General features: G+C 66.1%; 12 protein-coding genes. 5 read left to right on the top strand and 7 right to left on the bottom strand.

Going from position 1 to position 16,260, the window contains the following annotated elements; translation table 11 throughout:
• Positions 1–58 precede the first annotated feature (58 nt).
• The 3 genes from E1956_RS12840 to E1956_RS12850 form a co-directional block, all read right to left on the bottom strand.
• Positions 59–1,423, bottom strand: a complete 1,365-nt coding sequence (locus tag E1956_RS12840; RefSeq protein ID WP_134749365.1) for an MFS transporter — start codon at positions 1,421–1,423, stop codon at positions 59–61.
• Between the two features lie 277 nt (positions 1,424–1,700).
• Positions 1,701–2,531, bottom strand: coding sequence for a 5'-methylthioadenosine/adenosylhomocysteine nucleosidase (locus E1956_RS12845; protein ID WP_134749368.1), 831 nt, complete (start codon positions 2,529–2,531; stop codon positions 1,701–1,703).
• Between the two features lie 98 nt (positions 2,532–2,629).
• Positions 2,630–5,008 carry a UvrD-helicase domain-containing protein gene (locus E1956_RS12850; RefSeq protein WP_134749370.1) on the bottom strand — a complete coding sequence of 793 codons (2,379 nt, stop codon included), beginning with the start codon at positions 5,006–5,008 and terminating at the stop codon, positions 2,630–2,632.
• A gap of 181 nt (positions 5,009–5,189) precedes the next feature.
• Here E1956_RS12850 and E1956_RS12855 point away from each other — a divergent pair, with 181 nt between their 5' ends.
• A complete protein-coding gene (locus tag E1956_RS12855; protein WP_134749373.1) occupies positions 5,190–8,057 on the top strand; it encodes a valine--tRNA ligase in 2,868 nt (955 codons plus the stop codon).
• Positions 8,058–8,122: 65 nt separating this feature from the next.
• Entirely contained in the window at positions 8,123–9,004 is an 882-nt protein-coding gene (galU, locus tag E1956_RS12860; protein ID WP_028220241.1) for a UTP--glucose-1-phosphate uridylyltransferase GalU, read from the top strand.
• 165 nt (positions 9,005–9,169) lie between these two features.
• Here the strand turns inward: galU and E1956_RS12865 are convergent, their stop codons facing one another.
• From E1956_RS12865 to E1956_RS12880, 4 genes are all read right to left on the bottom strand, one after another.
• Entirely contained in the window at positions 9,170–9,397 is a 228-nt protein-coding gene (locus E1956_RS12865; protein WP_028208042.1) for a sulfurtransferase TusA family protein, read from the bottom strand.
• Positions 9,398–9,579: 182 nt separating this feature from the next.
• Positions 9,580–10,644, bottom strand: a complete 1,065-nt coding sequence (locus tag E1956_RS12870; protein ID WP_134749375.1) for a Gfo/Idh/MocA family oxidoreductase — start codon at positions 10,642–10,644, stop codon at positions 9,580–9,582.
• A gap of 143 nt (positions 10,645–10,787) precedes the next feature.
• A complete protein-coding gene (gene iolG / locus E1956_RS12875) occupies positions 10,788–11,795 on the bottom strand; it encodes an inositol 2-dehydrogenase (RefSeq protein WP_134749378.1) in 1,008 nt (335 codons plus the stop codon).
• On the bottom strand, positions 11,788–12,678 hold the full coding sequence (locus tag E1956_RS12880) for a MurR/RpiR family transcriptional regulator (RefSeq protein ID WP_028220244.1): 891 nt from the start codon (positions 12,676–12,678) through the stop codon (positions 11,788–11,790). Before E1956_RS12880 ends, iolG begins: the two co-directional genes overlap by 8 nt.
• Positions 12,679–12,952: 274 nt before the next feature.
• Here E1956_RS12880 and E1956_RS12885 point away from each other — a divergent pair, with 274 nt between their 5' ends.
• The 3 genes from E1956_RS12885 (at position 12,953) to E1956_RS12895 (ending at position 16,200) form a co-directional block, all read left to right on the top strand.
• Positions 12,953–14,014 (top strand): sugar ABC transporter substrate-binding protein, encoded by a 1,062-nt coding sequence (locus tag E1956_RS12885; protein ID WP_028220245.1) that lies wholly within the window; start codon positions 12,953–12,955, stop codon positions 14,012–14,014.
• 154 nt (positions 14,015–14,168) lie between these two features.
• Complete coding sequence (locus E1956_RS12890; RefSeq protein ID WP_134749381.1) at positions 14,169–15,344, top strand: ABC transporter permease; 1,176 nt, start codon at positions 14,169–14,171, stop codon at positions 15,342–15,344.
• Positions 15,345–15,357: 13 nt separating this feature from the next.
• Positions 15,358–16,200 (top strand): ATP-binding cassette domain-containing protein, encoded by an 843-nt coding sequence (locus E1956_RS12895; RefSeq protein ID WP_232071146.1) that lies wholly within the window; start codon positions 15,358–15,360, stop codon positions 16,198–16,200.
• The last annotated feature ends 60 nt before the right edge of the window (positions 16,201–16,260 follow it).

Here is a 16,260-nt window from a genome sequence, read left to right on the forward strand (position 1 = left end):
GATCGGCTGACCGGCCGACGAGTCTCAGGCGGGCAGTTCACGGGCAGGCCCGGCGCCTTCAGGATAGCTGGGCGCCGCGATCGGCGGCTTCTCGCGCAACGGCATGCTCCTCCGCCGCCTCTCCGCCCTCGCCCGCCTCAACGCGCGCACGCGACGGCAATGCCGCGACCGCCAGCGCCGCTACGAGTCCCGTCACCGCGAAGGCCACGAAATTCCACGACCAGTCCGCGCCGACGCTCGCGATATAGCCGCCCATCAGCGGCCCGCACATTGCCCCGAAACGCGCGAAGGACAGCGCCCAGCCCGTGGCCGCGCCCCGCGCATGCGCCGGGTAGAAGTGCGTCAGGTGCCCGGTGAGGATCAGCGAAGCGGAGATGCTGCCGATGCCCGCGAGCGCCACGAGCGCATAGCTCACGAAGAGCGCGTGGCGCGTCATCAGCGCGGCGATCGCGAGCGCGCCGATGCCATAGGCCAGCACGACCGTCGCGCGCACGCCGAAGCGGTCGGCGAGCTTGCCGAGCAGCACGCCGCCGCACGCGGAAGTCAGGCTGAACACGAACAGGAAGGCGAGGCTGGAGCCGAGGGCGTAGCCCTGCTTGCGCATGATCATCGGCAGCCAGGTGTTGAGGCCGTAGACCAGCAACATGCCGCAGAACAGCGCGATCCAGAAGCAGGCCGTCGCGCGCAGGCGCCGCTGCGCAAAGATGGCCGTCACGACGTCGCGCAGGCTGGCCCGCTCGTGGGACCCGGAGCCCTGCGCCGCAGTGAGTTCGCCCGTCACGCCGAGCCGGGCGGCGAGCGCTCTCGCCTCGTTGACACGCCCACGCGCAGCCAGATAGTCGAGCGACTCGGGCAATACGCGCGCCATCGGCACCAGCGCGAGGAACGGCAGCGCGCCCACCGCCATCACGCCGCGCCAGCCCCATGCGGGCAACAGCGCCATCGCCACGAGCGCCGCGCACAGGATGCCGAGCGAGTAGCCCGAGTACATCATCCCGTAGTTGAAGCTGCGGCGCGCCAGCAGCGAATACTCGATGGTGAGCGCGGCGGCCACCGGAATCACGCCGCCGAGGCCAAGGCCGCCGAGGAAGCGGCACAGGCCGAACCAGAACGGCGTGGGCGCGAGCGCGGCGCCGGCCATCGTGAGCGAGAACAGCGCGACGCAGCCGAGCAGCATGCGCCGCCGCCCGAGCAGGTCGCCGAGCGTGCCGATCGCCATGCCGCCGAAGAACATGCCCGCGAGCGCGTAGCTGCCGAGCGCGCCGAGCTGCATCGGCGTCAAGCTCCAGTGGCGGTCGGCGGCGAGCGCGGGCAGCACCGCGCCGAGGCTGCCGACGTCGTAGCCTTCGAAGAGGACGGACAAGCCGCAGACGAGCAGGACGGCGCGCGTCGTGCGCGCGGGGATGGAGCGTGCATCGGACATGGGCAGGCACGGCGCCTTCCCGCCCGGGCATCTCCAGACGCCTCGAGGTGGCTCAAGGCGTGGGCACGGGCTTTCGGGCGCAGTCGGTCAAGGGCGGTTGAACGGCTTTGCGGACGAACGGCTCGCGCCAGATTACTTTAGACATAAATAATTTCACAGTCATTGTTAACCCGTGCCCGCGGGTTGCCTGCTGCCTGAATAGCTGCTTGGCTGCCTGCGTGACTGTCTATTGCCTATGCCCCGCCGCTCGACTGCGGGCCGGCCAGACCGGCTCCGCTCAACGCTGCGCCGGCGTCCAGGAAGCGAGAAAGCGCCGCAGAATGCCCGTCGAATAGGTCCCGGCGATCTCGGTGAGGAACGACGAGAACGACGTGCTCGCGTGCTCGTCGGCGGTATCGGAGATGGTGCGCACGACAGCGCACGGCACGTCGTACTCGTAGCAAACCTGGGCAAGCGCGGCGCCTTCCATCTCCACGGCCAGAGCATCGGGCAACGCCGCGCGCAGGTCGCCCACGGCCGCGGCGCTCGCCACGAACTGGTCGCCGCTGATCACAAGCCCGCGATGCACGCGCGGCAATGCGGTTGCGAAGCGCGGCAGCGCGGCGCTGAAGCGCGCCGCCAGCGCCGTGCCCTCTTCCTCGATGAAGCGTTCGCACGCGGCGGCCAGCGCGGCGGCCAGCGCACGGTCGGCGTCGAAGCGCGAGCGCGCGAGCAGCGGGATCTCGTGGCGCGGGAACAGCGGCTCGGCGTTCATGTCGTGCTGGAGCAGCGTCTCGCCCACCACCACGTCGCCGACATGCACGTCCGGCCCCACACCGCCCGCCACGCCCGTGAACACCACCGCTTGCACGTCGAATACGTGGATCAGCGCGCTGACCGTGGCCGCCGCGGCCACCTTGCCGACGCGCGCGAGCGTCACCACGCAGGGCACGCCGTAGACCGTGCCGATGTGATAGTCGCGCCGCCCGAGCGTGCGCGTCACCACGCCCGATTCGGCCTGCATCGCGGCGATCAGGTCGCCGAGTTCCTGGGGAAGCGCGGCGAGCACGCCAAGCGGACGCGCCGAGGTTTGGCCGGCGGCGCCGGGCTGAGTGGACGATGGGTTCATGGCTTCGAAGTCTTGCCGAATTGCGTCAATGAATTACGTGGGAGGCGTCGATGCGTTACATCAACGCGTTGCGTCGTGGCCTGCGGGCCTGGCGCCGTTCACTCCACCGCCTGCAGCTTCGCCACGGCCAGTGCGAGCCACTTCTCGCCGTGGCGCTTGAAGCGCACCTGCGCCTTGGCGTCGGTGCCGCTGCCTTCGAGCGCCGTGATCGTGCCTTCGCCGAACTTCGTGTGGAACACGGCCTGGCCCACGCGGAAGCCCGTCTCGGCCGCGCGCTGCTCGTTGGCGAACGCGGGCGCGGGGCTCTTGTCCGCGATATAGGCGTCGCGCTCGCGGCGGCCACCGCCGCCGTTGCCATCCCCCCCGCCCGGACGCGCGAACCAGTCGCGGCCCCAGCCGGCGTTGTCGGAACGGCCGCCCCAGCGCGAGCCCGCTTCGACTTTGGGCGTGAGCCACTTGAGCGTCTCCTGCGGCAGCTCGTCGAAGAAGCGCGAGCGCACGTTGTAGCGCGTCTGGCCGTGCAGCAAGCGGCTTTGCGCAAACGAGATATAGAGCCGCTCCTTCGCGCGCGTGATCGCCACGTACATCAGGCGGCGCTCCTCTTCGAGGCCATCGGCTTCCATCGCGCTGTTCTCGTGCGGGAACAGGCCCTCTTCGAGACCGGTGATGAACACCGCCGTGAACTCGAGGCCCTTCGCCGCGTGCACGGTCATCAGTTGCACGGCGTCCTGGCCCGCCTGCGCCTGGTTGTCGCCCGCCTCGAGCGACGCATGCGAGAGGAAGCCCGCGAGCGGCGTCATGAGGTCGGGGTTCTGCGCGGGATCCGTGATCGCGGGCGCGTCCAGCACTTCGATCTCGCCGTCCTGCGAAACGATCTCCGGCGCCGTGCTCGCGCCCGGGCGCAGCGGAATCGAACGCGCGGGCGTGTCCATACCGTAGCCTTGCTCGCTCACGAACGCGGTGGCCGCCGTCACGAGTTCCTGCAAGTTCTCCAGACGGTCCTGGCCCTCGCGCTCGTTCTGATAGAACTCGGCCAGGCCGCTCATGCGCACCGTGTACTCGACGGCTTCGGGCAGGCTCATCTGCGCGGTTTCGGCGCGCATCTTCGCGATCAGGTTCGCGAACGAACCGAGGCTCGAGCCGGCCTTGCCCGTAACGTAGGGAATGGCCGCCGCCATCGAGCAGTTGTAGAGGCGCGCGGCATCGGCGAGCTGCTCGATCGAGCGCGCCCCGATGCCGCGGGTCGGGAAGTTCACGACGCGCGCGAACGCGGTGTCATCGTTGGGGTTGTCGATCAGGCGCAGATACGCGAGCGCGTGCTTCACTTCCAGGCGCTCGAAGAAGCGCAGGCCGCCATACACCTTGTACGGCACGCCCGCGTTCACGAGCGTGTGCTCGATCGTGCGCGACTGCGCGTTGCTTCGGTACAGAATCGCGATCTCGTTGCGCGCGAGGCCCTGATTGATCAGCGCGCGGACTTCCTCGACGATCCAGCCCGCTTCTTGCGAGTCGGTGGCCGCCTCGTAGACGCGCACCGGCTCGCCATGGCCCGCATCGGTGCGCAGGTTCTTGCCCAGACGCCGGGAGTTATGCGCGATCAGGTAGTTCGCCGCATCGAGAATATGGCCATGCGAACGATAGTTCTGCTCCAGCTTGATCATGTGCTTCACGCGGAACTCGTTCTCGAAGTCGCGCATGTTGCCGACGTTCGCGCCGCGGAACGCGTAGATCGACTGGTCGTCGTCGCCCACGGCGAAGATCGCGTTGCCCGGACCCGCGAGCAGCTTGAGCCACGCGTACTGGAGCTTGTTGGTGTCCTGGAACTCGTCGACGAGGATGTCGCGAAAGCGCGCCTGATAGTGCGCGCGCAGCGGCGGGTTGTACGCGAGCAGCTCGTAGCAGCGCAGCAGCAGCTCCGCGAAGTCGACCACGCCCTCGCGCTGGCACTGCTGGTCGTAGGCTTCGTAGAGCTCGACGAACTTGCGGTTGAAGTCGTCCGTGACGTCGACGTCCTTCGGCCGCAGGCCTTGCTCCTTCGCGTTGTTGATGAAGTACTGCAGGTTCTTCGGCGGGTATTTCTCGTCGTCGATGTTCAGGCCCTTCATCAGACGCTTGATGGCCGAGAGCTGGTCGGCCGTGTCGAGGATCTGGAAGGTCTGCGGCAGGCCGGCGTCGCGGTAATGCGCGCGCAGCATGCGGTTGCACAGGCCGTGGAAGGTGCCGATCCACATTCCGCGCGTGTCGATGGGCATCATCGCCTGAAGGCGGCTCATCATTTCGCGCGCGGCCTTGTTCGTGAAGGTCACGGCGAGGATCGTCATCGGCGAGGCGAGGCCCTGCTGGATGAGCCACGCAATGCGCGTGATCAGCACGCGCGTCTTGCCGCTGCCGGCCCCGGCCAGAATGAGCGCCGGTTCATTCGGCAACGTGACGGCGGCGTGTTGTTCGGGGTTCAGGTTCGCGAGCAGTTCGGGCATGAAATGAGGGGCGCAAGAAGGCCGCAAGCAAGGACACAGCAGGGCCACAGGCGCGGCGGGCTTCGAAGTAGACCGTCATTATAAAGGCCATGCCGGCCATAGACGGCCGGGCGTCCTGACTTGACGGCGCTTCCCCTTATAATCGAAAGTTTTCAGCATCTTTTTTCGGCAGATTCCACCCATGAGCGACAGCACGCTAGCGAAAAGCTTCGAGCCGCAGACGATCGAAGCCCACTGGGGCCCCGAATGGGAGCGCCGCGGCTACGCCGCCGCGACCTTCACGCCCGGCCGCGCCAACTTCTCGATCCAGTTGCCGCCGCCCAATGTCACGGGCACGTTGCACATGGGGCACGCGTTCAACCAGACGATCATGGACGGCCTCGCGCGCTACCACCGCATGCTCGGCGAGAACACCCTGTGGGTGCCGGGCACGGACCACGCGGGCATCGCCACGCAGATCGTGGTCGAGCGCCAGCTCGATGCGCAGAAGGTCTCGCGCCACGACCTCGGCCGCGAGAAGTTCGTCGAGCGCGTGTGGGAATGGAAGCAGCAGTCGGGCTCGACCATCACGGGCCAGGTGCGCCGTCTGGGCGCCTCGATCGACTGGTCGCGCGAGTACTTCACGATGGACGACAAGATGTCGGCCGCCGTGCGCGACGTGTTCGTGAAGCTCTATGAACAGGGCCTGATCTACCGCGGCAAGCGCCTCGTGAACTGGGACCCGGTGCTGCTCACCGCCGTTTCGGACCTCGAAGTGGCGAGCGAAGAGGAAAGCGGCAACCTGTGGCACCTGCGCTATCCGCTCGCGGACGGCTCGGCCACGCTGACCGTCGCCACGACGCGCCCGGAAACCATGCTCGGCGACACGGCCGTGATGGTGCACCCGGAAGACGAGCGCTATGCGCACCTGATCGGCAAGATGGTCAAGCTGCCGCTCACCGACCGCGAAATCCCGGTGATCGCCGACGAATACGTGGACCGCGAATTCGGCACGGGCGTCGTGAAGGTCACGCCCGCGCACGACTTCAACGACTATCAGGTGGGCCTGCGCCACGGCCTGCCGATGATCGAGATCCTCACGCTCGACGCGAAGATCAACGACAACGCGCCCGAAAAATACCGCGGCCTCGACCGCTTCGAGGCGCGCAAGCAGGTGGTCGCCGATTTCGAGGCGCTGGGCCTGCTCGACTCGGTGCAGCCGCACAAGCTGATGGTGCCGCGCGGCGACCGCACGGGCGTGGTGATCGAGCCGATGCTCACGGACCAATGGTTCGTGGCGATGACGAAGCCCGCACCCGAGGGCACCTTCAACCCCGGCAAGTCGATCACCGAAACCTCGCTCGACGTGGTGCGCAGCGGCCAGATCAAGTTCGTGCCGGAGAACTGGACCACGACCTACTATCAGTGGCTCGAGAACATCCAGGACTGGTGCATCTCGCGCCAGCTCTGGTGGGGCCACCAGATCCCGGCGTGGTACGGCGAAAACGGCGAAATCTTCGTTGCGAAGAACGAGGAAGAAGCGCGCGCGCAGGCTGATGCAAAGGGCTACACGGGCGCGCTCAAGCGCGACGAGGACGTGCTCGACACGTGGTTCTCGTCGGCGCTCGTGCCGTTCTCGTCGCTCGGCTGGCCCGCCGAGACGCCTGAGCTGAAGGCCTTCCTGCCCTCCTCGGTGCTGGTGACGGGCTTCGACATCATCTTCTTCTGGGTGGCGCGCATGGTCATGATGACCACGCACTTCACCGGCAAGGTGCCCTTCGACACGGTCTACGTGCACGGCCTCGTGCGCGACGCCGAAGGCCAGAAGATGTCCAAGAGCAAGGGCAACACGCTCGACCCGATCGACATCGTCGACGGCATCGAGCTCGAAGCGCTCGTTGCCAAGCGCACCACGGGCCTCATGAATCCCAAGCAGGCCGCGACCATCGAAAAGAAGACGCGCAAGGAGTTCCCGGACGGCATTCCCGCCTTCGGCACCGACGCGCTGCGCTTCACGATGGCCTCGATGGCCACGCTCGGTCGCAACGTGAACTTCGACCTCGCGCGCTGCGAGGGCTATCGCAACTTCTGCAACAAGCTCTGGAACGCCACCCGTTTCGTGCTGATGAACTGCGAAGGCCACGACTGCGGCTTCTCCAAGCCCGGCGACTGCCAGCCGGGCGATTGCGGCCCGGGCGGCTACACCGACTTCTCGCAGGCCGACCGCTGGATCGTCTCGCTGTTGCAGCGCGTGGAAGCCGAAGTCGCGAAGGGCTTCGCCGACTATCGCTTCGATAATGTGGCCAATGCCCTGTACAAGTTCGTCTGGGATGAATACTGTGACTGGTATCTGGAACTGGCGAAGGTGCAGATCCAGACCGGTACGCCCGAGCAGCAGCGCGCCACGCGGCGCACGCTCTTGCGCGTGCTGGAGACGGTGCTGCGCCTCGCGCACCCGGTGATTCCGTTCATCACCGAAGCGCTGTGGCAGAAGGTGGCGCCGCTCACCGACGCGTACCCGGAAGGCGCGGCGGAAGGCGAAGCATCGATCATGATGCAGTCCTACCCGCTGGCCGAGCAGAAGAAGATTGACGAAGCCGCCGAGCAATGGGCCGCCGACCTGAAGGCCGTGATCGACGCCTGCCGCAACCTGCGTGGCGAGATGAGCCTCTCGCCCGCCACGAAGGTGCCGCTGCTGGTGACGGGCAACGCCGAACGGCTCGCCTCGTTCGCGCCGTATGCGCAGGCGCTGGCGAAGCTCTCGGAGGTCCAGATCATCGCCGACGAAGCGACGCTCGACGCCGCCTCGGCGGGCGCGCCGGTTGCTATCGTCGGGACAGACAAGCTCGTGCTGAAGGTGGAGATCGACGTGGCAGCCGAGCGCGAGCGTCTCTCCAAGGAAATCGCGCGACTGACGAATGAAGTGACGAAGTGCAATGCCAAGCTGGGAAATGACAGTTTTGTTGCAAAAGCCCCGCCGGTGGTAGTTGAGCAGGAGCAGAAGAGGCTGGCAGAATTCCAGGCAACACTGGGCAAGCTGACCGCGCAACTCGCGCGGCTGCCTGCCTGAATCGGCTAAGGTGGATTCTGGCGGCGCGCACGGCGCCTGAATCCACCAGGACCAGGACCAAAGACATGCTAAAAGTGACTAAAGCGGTATTCCCGGTGGCGGGCCTCGGCACGCGCTTCCTTCCGGCCACCAAGGCCAGCCCGAAGGAAATGCTGCCGGTCGTGGACAAGCCGCTGATCCAGTACGCGGTCGAGGAGGCCGTCGCGGCTGGCATTACCGAAATGATCTTCGTGACGGGCCGCAGCAAGCGCGCGATCGAAGATCACTTCGACAAGTCTTATGAGATCGAGGCCGAGCTCGAGGCGCGCGGCAAGGCCAAGCTGCTCGAGCTGGTGCGCAGCATCAAGCCGAACAACGTCGACTGCTTCTATGTGCGCCAGCCCGAAGCGCTGGGCCTCGGGCACGCCGTGCTGTGCGCGGAAAAGCTCGTGGGCGACAACCCGTTCGCCGTGATCCTGGCGGACGACCTGCTCTACGGCACGCCGCCGGTCATGAAGCAGATGGTCGAGGTGTTCGACCACTACCACAGCTCGGTGCTCGGCGTGGAAGAGATCCCGCCCTCGGAGACGCGCTCGTACGGCATCGTCGACGGCAAGGAATGGGAAGACGCGATCGTCAAGCTCTCGGGCATCGTCGAGAAGCCGGCCCCCGAAGTCGCGCCGTCGAACCTCGGCGTGGTGGGCCGCTACGTGCTCAAGCCGCGCATTTTCGAGCATCTGAAGTCGATCAAGCCGGGCGCGGGCGGCGAGCTTCAGCTCACCGACGCAATCCAGTCGCTGCTCGCCGACGAACAGGTGCTCGCGTACAAGTATCACGGCACGCGCTTCGACTGCGGCAGCAAGCTCGGCTACCTGAAGGCGACCGTGGAGTTCGCGCTGCGCCACCCGGAAGTGGCCGAGGACTTCGCGGAATATCTGCGTACGCGTAAGCCGGAGCTGGAGGGCTAGGCGCCCCCGACTAAGCGCCCCCGGCTGCGCCCCTGCGGCCACGCGCCCTCTCGCGAGGGCCGCTGGCCGCCTGCCGGCGCCTCACGCCGGCAATGAAAATGGCCCGCAATCTCACGATCGCGGGCCATTTTTTATGCATTGCGCTTAAGCGCGGCGCGAGCCGCTTCAGCGGCGGCGCATCAGAAACACAAAGGTCTTGTCCTGCTGCGAGCTTTCGACGATCTCGTTGCCCGTCTGCTTGGCGAAGGCGGCGAAATCGCGCTGCGAGCCGGGATCGGTCGCGAGAACCTTGAGAATCTGGCCGCTTTCCATGTCGGCGAGCGCCTTCTTGGCGCGCAGGATCGGCAGCGGGCAGTTCAGCCCGCGCGCATCCACTTCCTTGTGAACCTGAATTTGCATCGGGTTGGATCCTTCGTTGGCGCGCCGCCGCTTTCGGGCAGCGCTGGGTACGTCACGGATAGCAGCGATTTTACCGCAGCCGCATACAAGGACGCTTGCGCCCTCTTTGCGGCCGCCTTGTACCCGCTTTGTACCTGCCTCGTCCGCCTCGCTGCGCTCCGGCGCCGCCCCGCGCCTCAGAGCGTCACCGCCTGCCCCGTGCGTAGCGACTCGCGTAGCGCGAAGCCGATTCGCGTGGCCTCCAGCGCATCCTCCAGCGTCGCGCCTTGCTGCGCGTGCTCCGCCGCGCCGGCCTCGCTGCCACGGCGCGCCCACACCGCCGCGACGAACGCCTGCGCCTCGATGAGGAAGGCCTCCTCGAAGCGGTCGAAGAAGGTCGGCGTGCAAACGCTGCGCACGCCGTGCGTGTCGTAGATCTCCACGCGGTTCGCACGCGGCAGACGGCCGATCGCAAGCGCGCCGGCCGTGCCGATGACCTCGCTCGACGTATCGTTGCCATGCGCCATGGTGCGCGACGCATAGAACATCGCGAGCTTGCCGCCCTCGAATTCGCAGATCGCGACGCCGTTGTCGACATCGCCGTACTCGCGCAGGCCTTCATGCAGTGCGACCGCGCCCGCCGCAAAGACGCGCGTGGCGCGCGGCTTGCCGAGGAGCCAGCGCGCGACGTCGATGTCGTGCACGGTGCAGTCGAGAAAGATGCCGCCCGAGCCCGGCGCGAAGCGCACGAAGAAGCCATCGGGGTCATTGAGATCGCAGGTCTGCGAACGCACGAGAAACGGCCGGCCGATCGCACCCGCGCGCACCTGCGTAAATGCGTCGTGATAGCTCGGATCGAAACGGCGCATGAAGCCGATCGTCACCTGTTGGTCCGGAAAGCGGCGCGCCTCTTCGACCACGCGCTCGCATTCGGCCACGTCGAGCGAGAGTGGCTTCTCGCAGAACACGTGCTTGCCCGAACGCAATGCGTCGACGATCTGCTGCGCGTGCAGCGCCGAGGGCGTCACGAGCCAGACGGCGTCCACCGACGTGTCGGCGAGCAGTTCGGCGTAATCGCGGTAAAGCCGCGCCTCAGGTAGCGCACCGCGCGCCCATGCGAGGTCGTCTTCGAGCGGGCTGCATGCGGCCGCCAGCGTCGCGCCTGGCACGCGATACGCGAGATTGCCCGCATGCCGCCGACCGAGCCGCCCGAGTCCCGCCACGCCTACGCGCAACGGCTGGGCACGTTCATTTGCCTGCATTGTCCGTCTCCTGTGTCGATCGCGCCTGACGCTCAAGCGCATAGCGCGGTGCCATGCAAAGCCGCTACTTCCTTCGGTATCCTGCCTGATTCATAAGCGCCGCCTCGCGCGGCGCCATCTCGATCCTCACCTGCGCGGCCGGATCATGCGCCTAACTTCACCACACGGCCTTCGCGCCACGAGAGCGCCGCCGCTTCCGCAAGCTCGAGCGCCTTGAGGCCGTCGGCCACGCTCGTGCGCACCGGCGTGCCCTGCGTCACAGCCTCGTAAAAATGCGCCATCTCGCGCGCGTACGCCGCCCGGTAGCGCTCGAGGAAGAACGCCTCGGGCACGTCCTGCGCCACCGCGTGCTTCGTCCACGCCACCACTTCCGTGGGCTTCATGTTGCCCGCCTGAAGCATGCCGTCGCTGCCGAGAATCTCGAAGCGCTGGTCATAGCCATAGGCCGCGCGGCGCGCCGTGTTGATCTGGCATAGGCGGCCGCGCTTCGTGCGGATCGTGACGGCCGTCGAGTCGATGTCGCCCGCATCGGCGATGGCCGGATCGGAGAGACAACTACCCGTGGCGTGCACGGTCTCGGCTTCGTCGTCCAGAATCCAGCGGAAGATGTCGAAGTCGTGGATCAGCATGTCCTTGAAGATGCCGCCCGAGTGCTTGATGTATTCGACTGGCGGCGCGCCCGGATCGCGGCTCGTCACGATCAGCATCTCGGGCGTGCCGATCTCGCCCGCGTCGAGGCGTGCCTTGAGCGCGGCAAAGGTGGGATCGTAGCGGCGCTGGAAGCCGATCATGGCCACCACGCCCGCGCGCGCAACAGCCTCGGCGCACTCTCTCGCGCGCCCGATGGTGAGATCGACGGGCTTCTCGCAGAAGATAGACTTGCCCGCCGCCGCCGATTTCAAGATCAGTTCGGAGTGCGTATCGGTGGATGAGCAGATCACTGTCGCATCGATCGAGGCGTCGCCGAACGCGCCGTCCACGTCGGCCACCTGCGCGCCGTGCTGCGCCGCGAGCGCGGCAGCAGCCTCGCGGTTCACGTCGATCACATACTTCAGACGCACGCCGGGCTGGCGCGCGAGGTTCGCCGCATGAATGCGGCCGATGCGGCCCGCGCCGAATACCGCCACGTTCAGCGTCCTTGCTTCAGTCATCGTATCCTCCAGGGTCGGTCGATTCTTCCACGTTGAGTTCGAGCCGGTACGCGAGCGCGACGAACAGCGCCTGGCACAGGCAAAACGTGCTGGTCAGCGAGCGGAACGCGAAGGCGCTCCCCTCCTTCACATAGAGCTGCGCATCGGCGTGACGCGCGAGCGGCGAGAGCTGGCTGTCGGTGATGACGAGCGTCTTCGCCTGGTGTTGCTGCGCGACGCGCAGGCAGTACTGCGTCTCCTTGCCGTAGGGCGCGAAGCTGATGGCGATCACCACGTCGCCCTTCTTCACGCTGCGGATCTGCTCGTGATACATGCCGCCGAGACCCGAGATCAGATGCACGCGCTTTCTCGTGTGCTGCAGCGCGTAGACGATATAGCTCGCCACCGCGAACGAGCGCCGCACGCCAATCACATAGATGTTGTCCGCGTGCTCGAGCATCTTCACCGCGGCGTCGAACTGCGCGTCGTCGAGCCCGGCCTCGAGCTCGTCCAGGCCGCTGCGGCACGCGCCGATGAATTCGCGCGCCACCGCGCCGCCGAGATCCGGGCTCGCGTTGCCATCCTTCGCCTCGATCAGCTGGCGAATGCGCTGTTGATAGCTGGTGGCCGACGCCCCCTGCCCCGCGTAGGCCTGGCGGAACACCGCCTGCAGATCGGAGAAGCCCGAAAAGCCGAAGCGCTGCGCGAAACGCACCACCGCCGACGGATGCACCCCGCAGCTCGCGGCGATGTCGCTGGTGCGATCCATCATCACGCTCGCGCGGTTCTGCTCGATATAGGTCGCGACATTCTTCAACTGCCGCGGCAGCGCCTCGTACTCGTGTGCGATGCGCTGCATCAATTCGTCTACGCCTGCTACGGCGTCGCTGGTTTCATCCGCCATGATGGTTTTTCCCTGATGCTTGCCGCAGTGCCGCAAACCCTTGCCGGGCCTGCCGTCGACGGAATCGATTATAGGTAGCGCCGCACGTGATTGGAACAGATTTTCCATTTTTATTTGCAATGAAATTTTTGTTGCAACTCGCCAGGCGATCGCCTACTCTTGTCGATGAGCGAGGCAGCAAAGCGGGCCGTCACGCGCACGCTGTCAATCGCAGGTCAAAACGCGCGCCGCGCTCACCCCAAGAACGAACGACAGACCGAGAAAGGTGGAGACTATGACGCAACGCAAGGGCAAGACCATGCTCCGAAGGTTGGCCGCGGCGCTCGCGCTGGCAGCGGGACTGAGCGGCTTGAGCGTGCTGGGCGCGCAGACGGCGCAGGCTGCCGACGCGCACTTCGTGTTGATCAGCCACGCGCCCGATTCGGACTCGTGGTGGAACACCATCAAGAACGCCATCAAGCAAGCGGACGAGGACTTCAACGTCGAGACCGACTACCGCAATCCGCCCAACGGCGATATCGCCGACATGGCGCGCCTGATCGAGCAAGCCGCCGCGCGTAACTACGACGGCGTCATCGTCACCATCGCCGACTACGACGTGCTGAAGAACTCCATCGGCAAGGTCACGGAAAAGAAGATCCCGCTCGTCACGATCAACTCAGGCACCGAGGAACAGAGCGCGCAGCTCGGCGCGATCATGCACGTGGGCCAGCCCGAGTACGTGGCGGGCCACGCGGCCGGCGAAAAGGCCAAGGCCGCGGGCGTGAAGTCGTTCCTCTGCGTGAATCACTTCGCGACCAATGCCGTCTCGTTCGAACGCTGCCGTGGCTTCGCGGACGCGCTGGGCGTGGACTACAAGACCTCGACGATCGACTCGGGCCAGGACCCGACCGAGATCCAGTCGAAGGTGAGCGCGTATCTGCGCAACCATCCGAATACCGGTGCGATCCTCACGCTCGGCCCGGTGCCAGCCGCGGCCACGCTCAAGGCGATTCAGCAAATGGGCCTCGCCGGCAAGATCTACTTCTGCACCTTCGACTTCTCCGACGAGATCGCCAAGGCGATCCGCGCGGGCACGATCCAGTTCGCCATCGACCAGCAGCCGTATCTGCAGGGCTATATCCCGGTGGCCGTGCTGGCGATCGTGAAGAAAGACCATACGACCGATCCGGCCAAGATCCGCCAGATCCTCGAAGCCAATCCGAAGTTCAAGCAGCGCCTCGAGACCTATGGCCTGCAGCCGTCCTATGGCCCGAAGAACATCCGCTCGGGTCCGGGCTTCATCACCAAGGAGAACCTCGACAAGGTTGTGAAGTACGCGGGTCAGTACCGCTGATCCCGCTCGTTTAAAGCGTCTTTTCGTCAGCCACGCGCGGCGACGGCTCGCTTCGAGCGACACCGACTCGCCTCACGCCTACCGCGCCGCGCATCAATTACCGGGCACGACACGCCGCTTGCGGCCCACGCGCACCGGTTATTCTGGAGACATCATGGGTGTAGCCGGCAAACACTTCCCCTCGCATGCAACGGACGGCGCGCAAGACTCACGCGAAGGCCAACCGTCGCCGGCGGGACCTCGCGCCACCGACGAGCGCGTGCGGCGCGAATCGTGGTTCGGGCATCTGCTCGGCCGCCCCGAATTTGCCGCGATTTCCGGCACCGTGCTCGTGTTCGCCGTGTTCGCGATCGGCGCGGGCGGCTCCGGCATGTTCGACCTCGACGGCGTGATGAACTGGTCGCAGGTCGCCGCCTATTTAGGCATCCTTGCTGTTGGCGCGTGCCTGCTCATGATCGCCGGCGAATTCGACCTCTCGATCGGCTCGATGATCGGCTTCGCCGGCATGATGGTGGCCATCCCCACCATGTACTTCCACTGGCCCATCGCGCTGTCCATCCTGTTCGCGTTCGTGGGCTGCACGGCGCTCGGCGCACTGAACGGCTACCTCGTGATGCGCACGCGGCTACCCTCGTTCATCGTCACGCTCGCGTTCCTGTTCATCCTGCGCGGCCTCACGCTTGCGCTCTCGATCATGTTCGCCGACCGCACGATCGTCTCGGGCGTGGGCGACGTCGCGAAAGCCGACTACGTGACCAACCTGCTCTTTCACGGCACGGCGTTCAAGGGCCTCTTCGTGGCGCTCGCGCACATCGGCATCGGCAAGATGCTCGACAACGGCCAGCCGCTCGTGCCGGGCGTGCCGAAGGTGATCCTCTGGTGGATCGCGCTCGTGGTCATCGGCGCATTCACGCTCGCCAGGACGCGCTACGGCAACTGGATCATGGCCGTGGGCGGCGACGCCAACGCCGCGAAGAACGTAGGCGTGCCGGTCAAGCGCGTGAAGATCTCGCTCTTCATGCTGACCGCGTTCTGCTCGTGTCTCTTTGCCGTGCTGCAAGTGTGCGACATCGGCTCGGCCGCCGCGGACCGCGGCCTGCAAAAGGAATTCGAGGCGATCATCGCGGCGGTGATCGGCGGCACGCTGCTCACGGGCGGCTATGGATCGGTGATCGGCGCGGCGTTTGGCGCGCTCATCTTCGGCGTCGTGCAGATCGGCATCACCTATACGAACATCGACTCGGACTGGTTCCGCGTCTTCCTCGGCGTGATGCTGCTGATCGCCGTGCTCTTCAATCACTATGTGCGCCGCCGCGTCGCGCAATCGTAAGCCGGAGGCCGACATGACCGAATCACTCAACAGTGCAGCAAACGGCGCCGTCGAGCAGAGCGAGAGCGAGAACGGCGACACGATCCTCGCCCTGGAAAACGTCAGCAAGTACTTCGGCAAGGTGATCGCGCTCAACGGCGTCACGCTGCGCCTGAAGCGCGGCGAAGTGCATTGCCTGCTCGGCGACAACGGCGCAGGCAAGTCCACGCTGATCAAGACGCTGGCCGGCGTGCATGCGCCCACCTCGGGCGAGTATTTCGTCGATGGCAAGCCCGTGCGCTTCGAATCGCCGCGTGACGCGCTCGACCTCGGCATCGCGACCGTCTACCAGGATCTCGCGCTGGTGCCGCTGCTCTCGGTGGCGCGCAACTTCTTCATGGGCCGCGAGCCGCAGAAGAAGTTGTTCGGGTTCCTCAACGTCATGGATCTCGAGTCGAGCGCGAAAATCGCCCAGGAACGTCTCGCGGAAATGGGCATCAACGTGCGCGACCCGCATCAGGCCATCGGCACGATGTCGGGCGGCGAGCGCCAGTGCCTCGCGATCGCGCGTGCGATCCACTTTGGCGCGCGCGTGCTGATTCTCGACGAGCCGACCGCCGCGCTCGGCGTGAAGCAGAGCTTCAATGTGCTCAGGTTGATCCATAGCGCCCGCGCGAAAGGCATCTCGGTGATCTTCATCACGCACAACGTGCACCACGCCTACCCGATTGGCGACTCGTTCACGCTGCTCAATCGCGGCCGCTCGCTCGGCACGTACACGAAGGACACCATCAGCAAGAACGAGGTGCTCGACATGATGGCCGGCGGCGCGGAAATGCAGAAGATGATTGCCGAGCTCGACGGCGCGACCATTTGAGGCGCGCGTCGACTCCGGATTGAGTCTGTATAGAGACCGAACTGAGACCGCATACGACAG

Origin of the sequence: Paraburkholderia pallida, from assembly GCF_004524855.1 — a bacterium.
Lineage (GTDB): Bacteria > Pseudomonadota > Gammaproteobacteria > Burkholderiales > Burkholderiaceae > Paraburkholderia > Paraburkholderia oxyphila.

Bases quoted from the DNA above. Each gene is read 5' to 3' on its own strand.
- E1956_RS12840 (WP_134749365.1), bottom strand. From the start codon at position 1,423: ATGTCCGATGCACGCTCCATCCCCGCGCGCACGACGCGCGCCGTCCTG.
- E1956_RS12845 (WP_134749368.1), bottom strand. From the start codon at position 2,531: ATGAACCCATCGTCCACTCAGCCCGGCGCCGCCGGCCAAACCTCGGCG.
- E1956_RS12850 (WP_134749370.1), bottom strand. From the start codon at position 5,008: ATGCCCGAACTGCTCGCGAACCTGAACCCCGAACAACACGCCGCCGTC.
- E1956_RS12855 (WP_134749373.1), top strand. From the start codon at position 5,190: ATGAGCGACAGCACGCTAGCGAAAAGCTTCGAGCCGCAGACGATCGAA.
- galU (WP_028220241.1), top strand. From the start codon at position 8,123: ATGCTAAAAGTGACTAAAGCGGTATTCCCGGTGGCGGGCCTCGGCACG.
- E1956_RS12870 (WP_134749375.1), bottom strand. From the start codon at position 10,644: ATGCAGGCAAATGAACGTGCCCAGCCGTTGCGCGTAGGCGTGGCGGGA.
- iolG (WP_134749378.1), bottom strand. From the start codon at position 11,795: ATGACTGAAGCAAGGACGCTGAACGTGGCGGTATTCGGCGCGGGCCGC.
- E1956_RS12880 (WP_028220244.1), bottom strand. From the start codon at position 12,678: ATGGCGGATGAAACCAGCGACGCCGTAGCAGGCGTAGACGAATTGATG.
- E1956_RS12885 (WP_028220245.1), top strand. From the start codon at position 12,953: ATGACGCAACGCAAGGGCAAGACCATGCTCCGAAGGTTGGCCGCGGCG.
- E1956_RS12890 (WP_134749381.1), top strand. From the start codon at position 14,169: ATGGGTGTAGCCGGCAAACACTTCCCCTCGCATGCAACGGACGGCGCG.
- E1956_RS12895 (WP_232071146.1), top strand. From the start codon at position 15,358: ATGACCGAATCACTCAACAGTGCAGCAAACGGCGCCGTCGAGCAGAGC.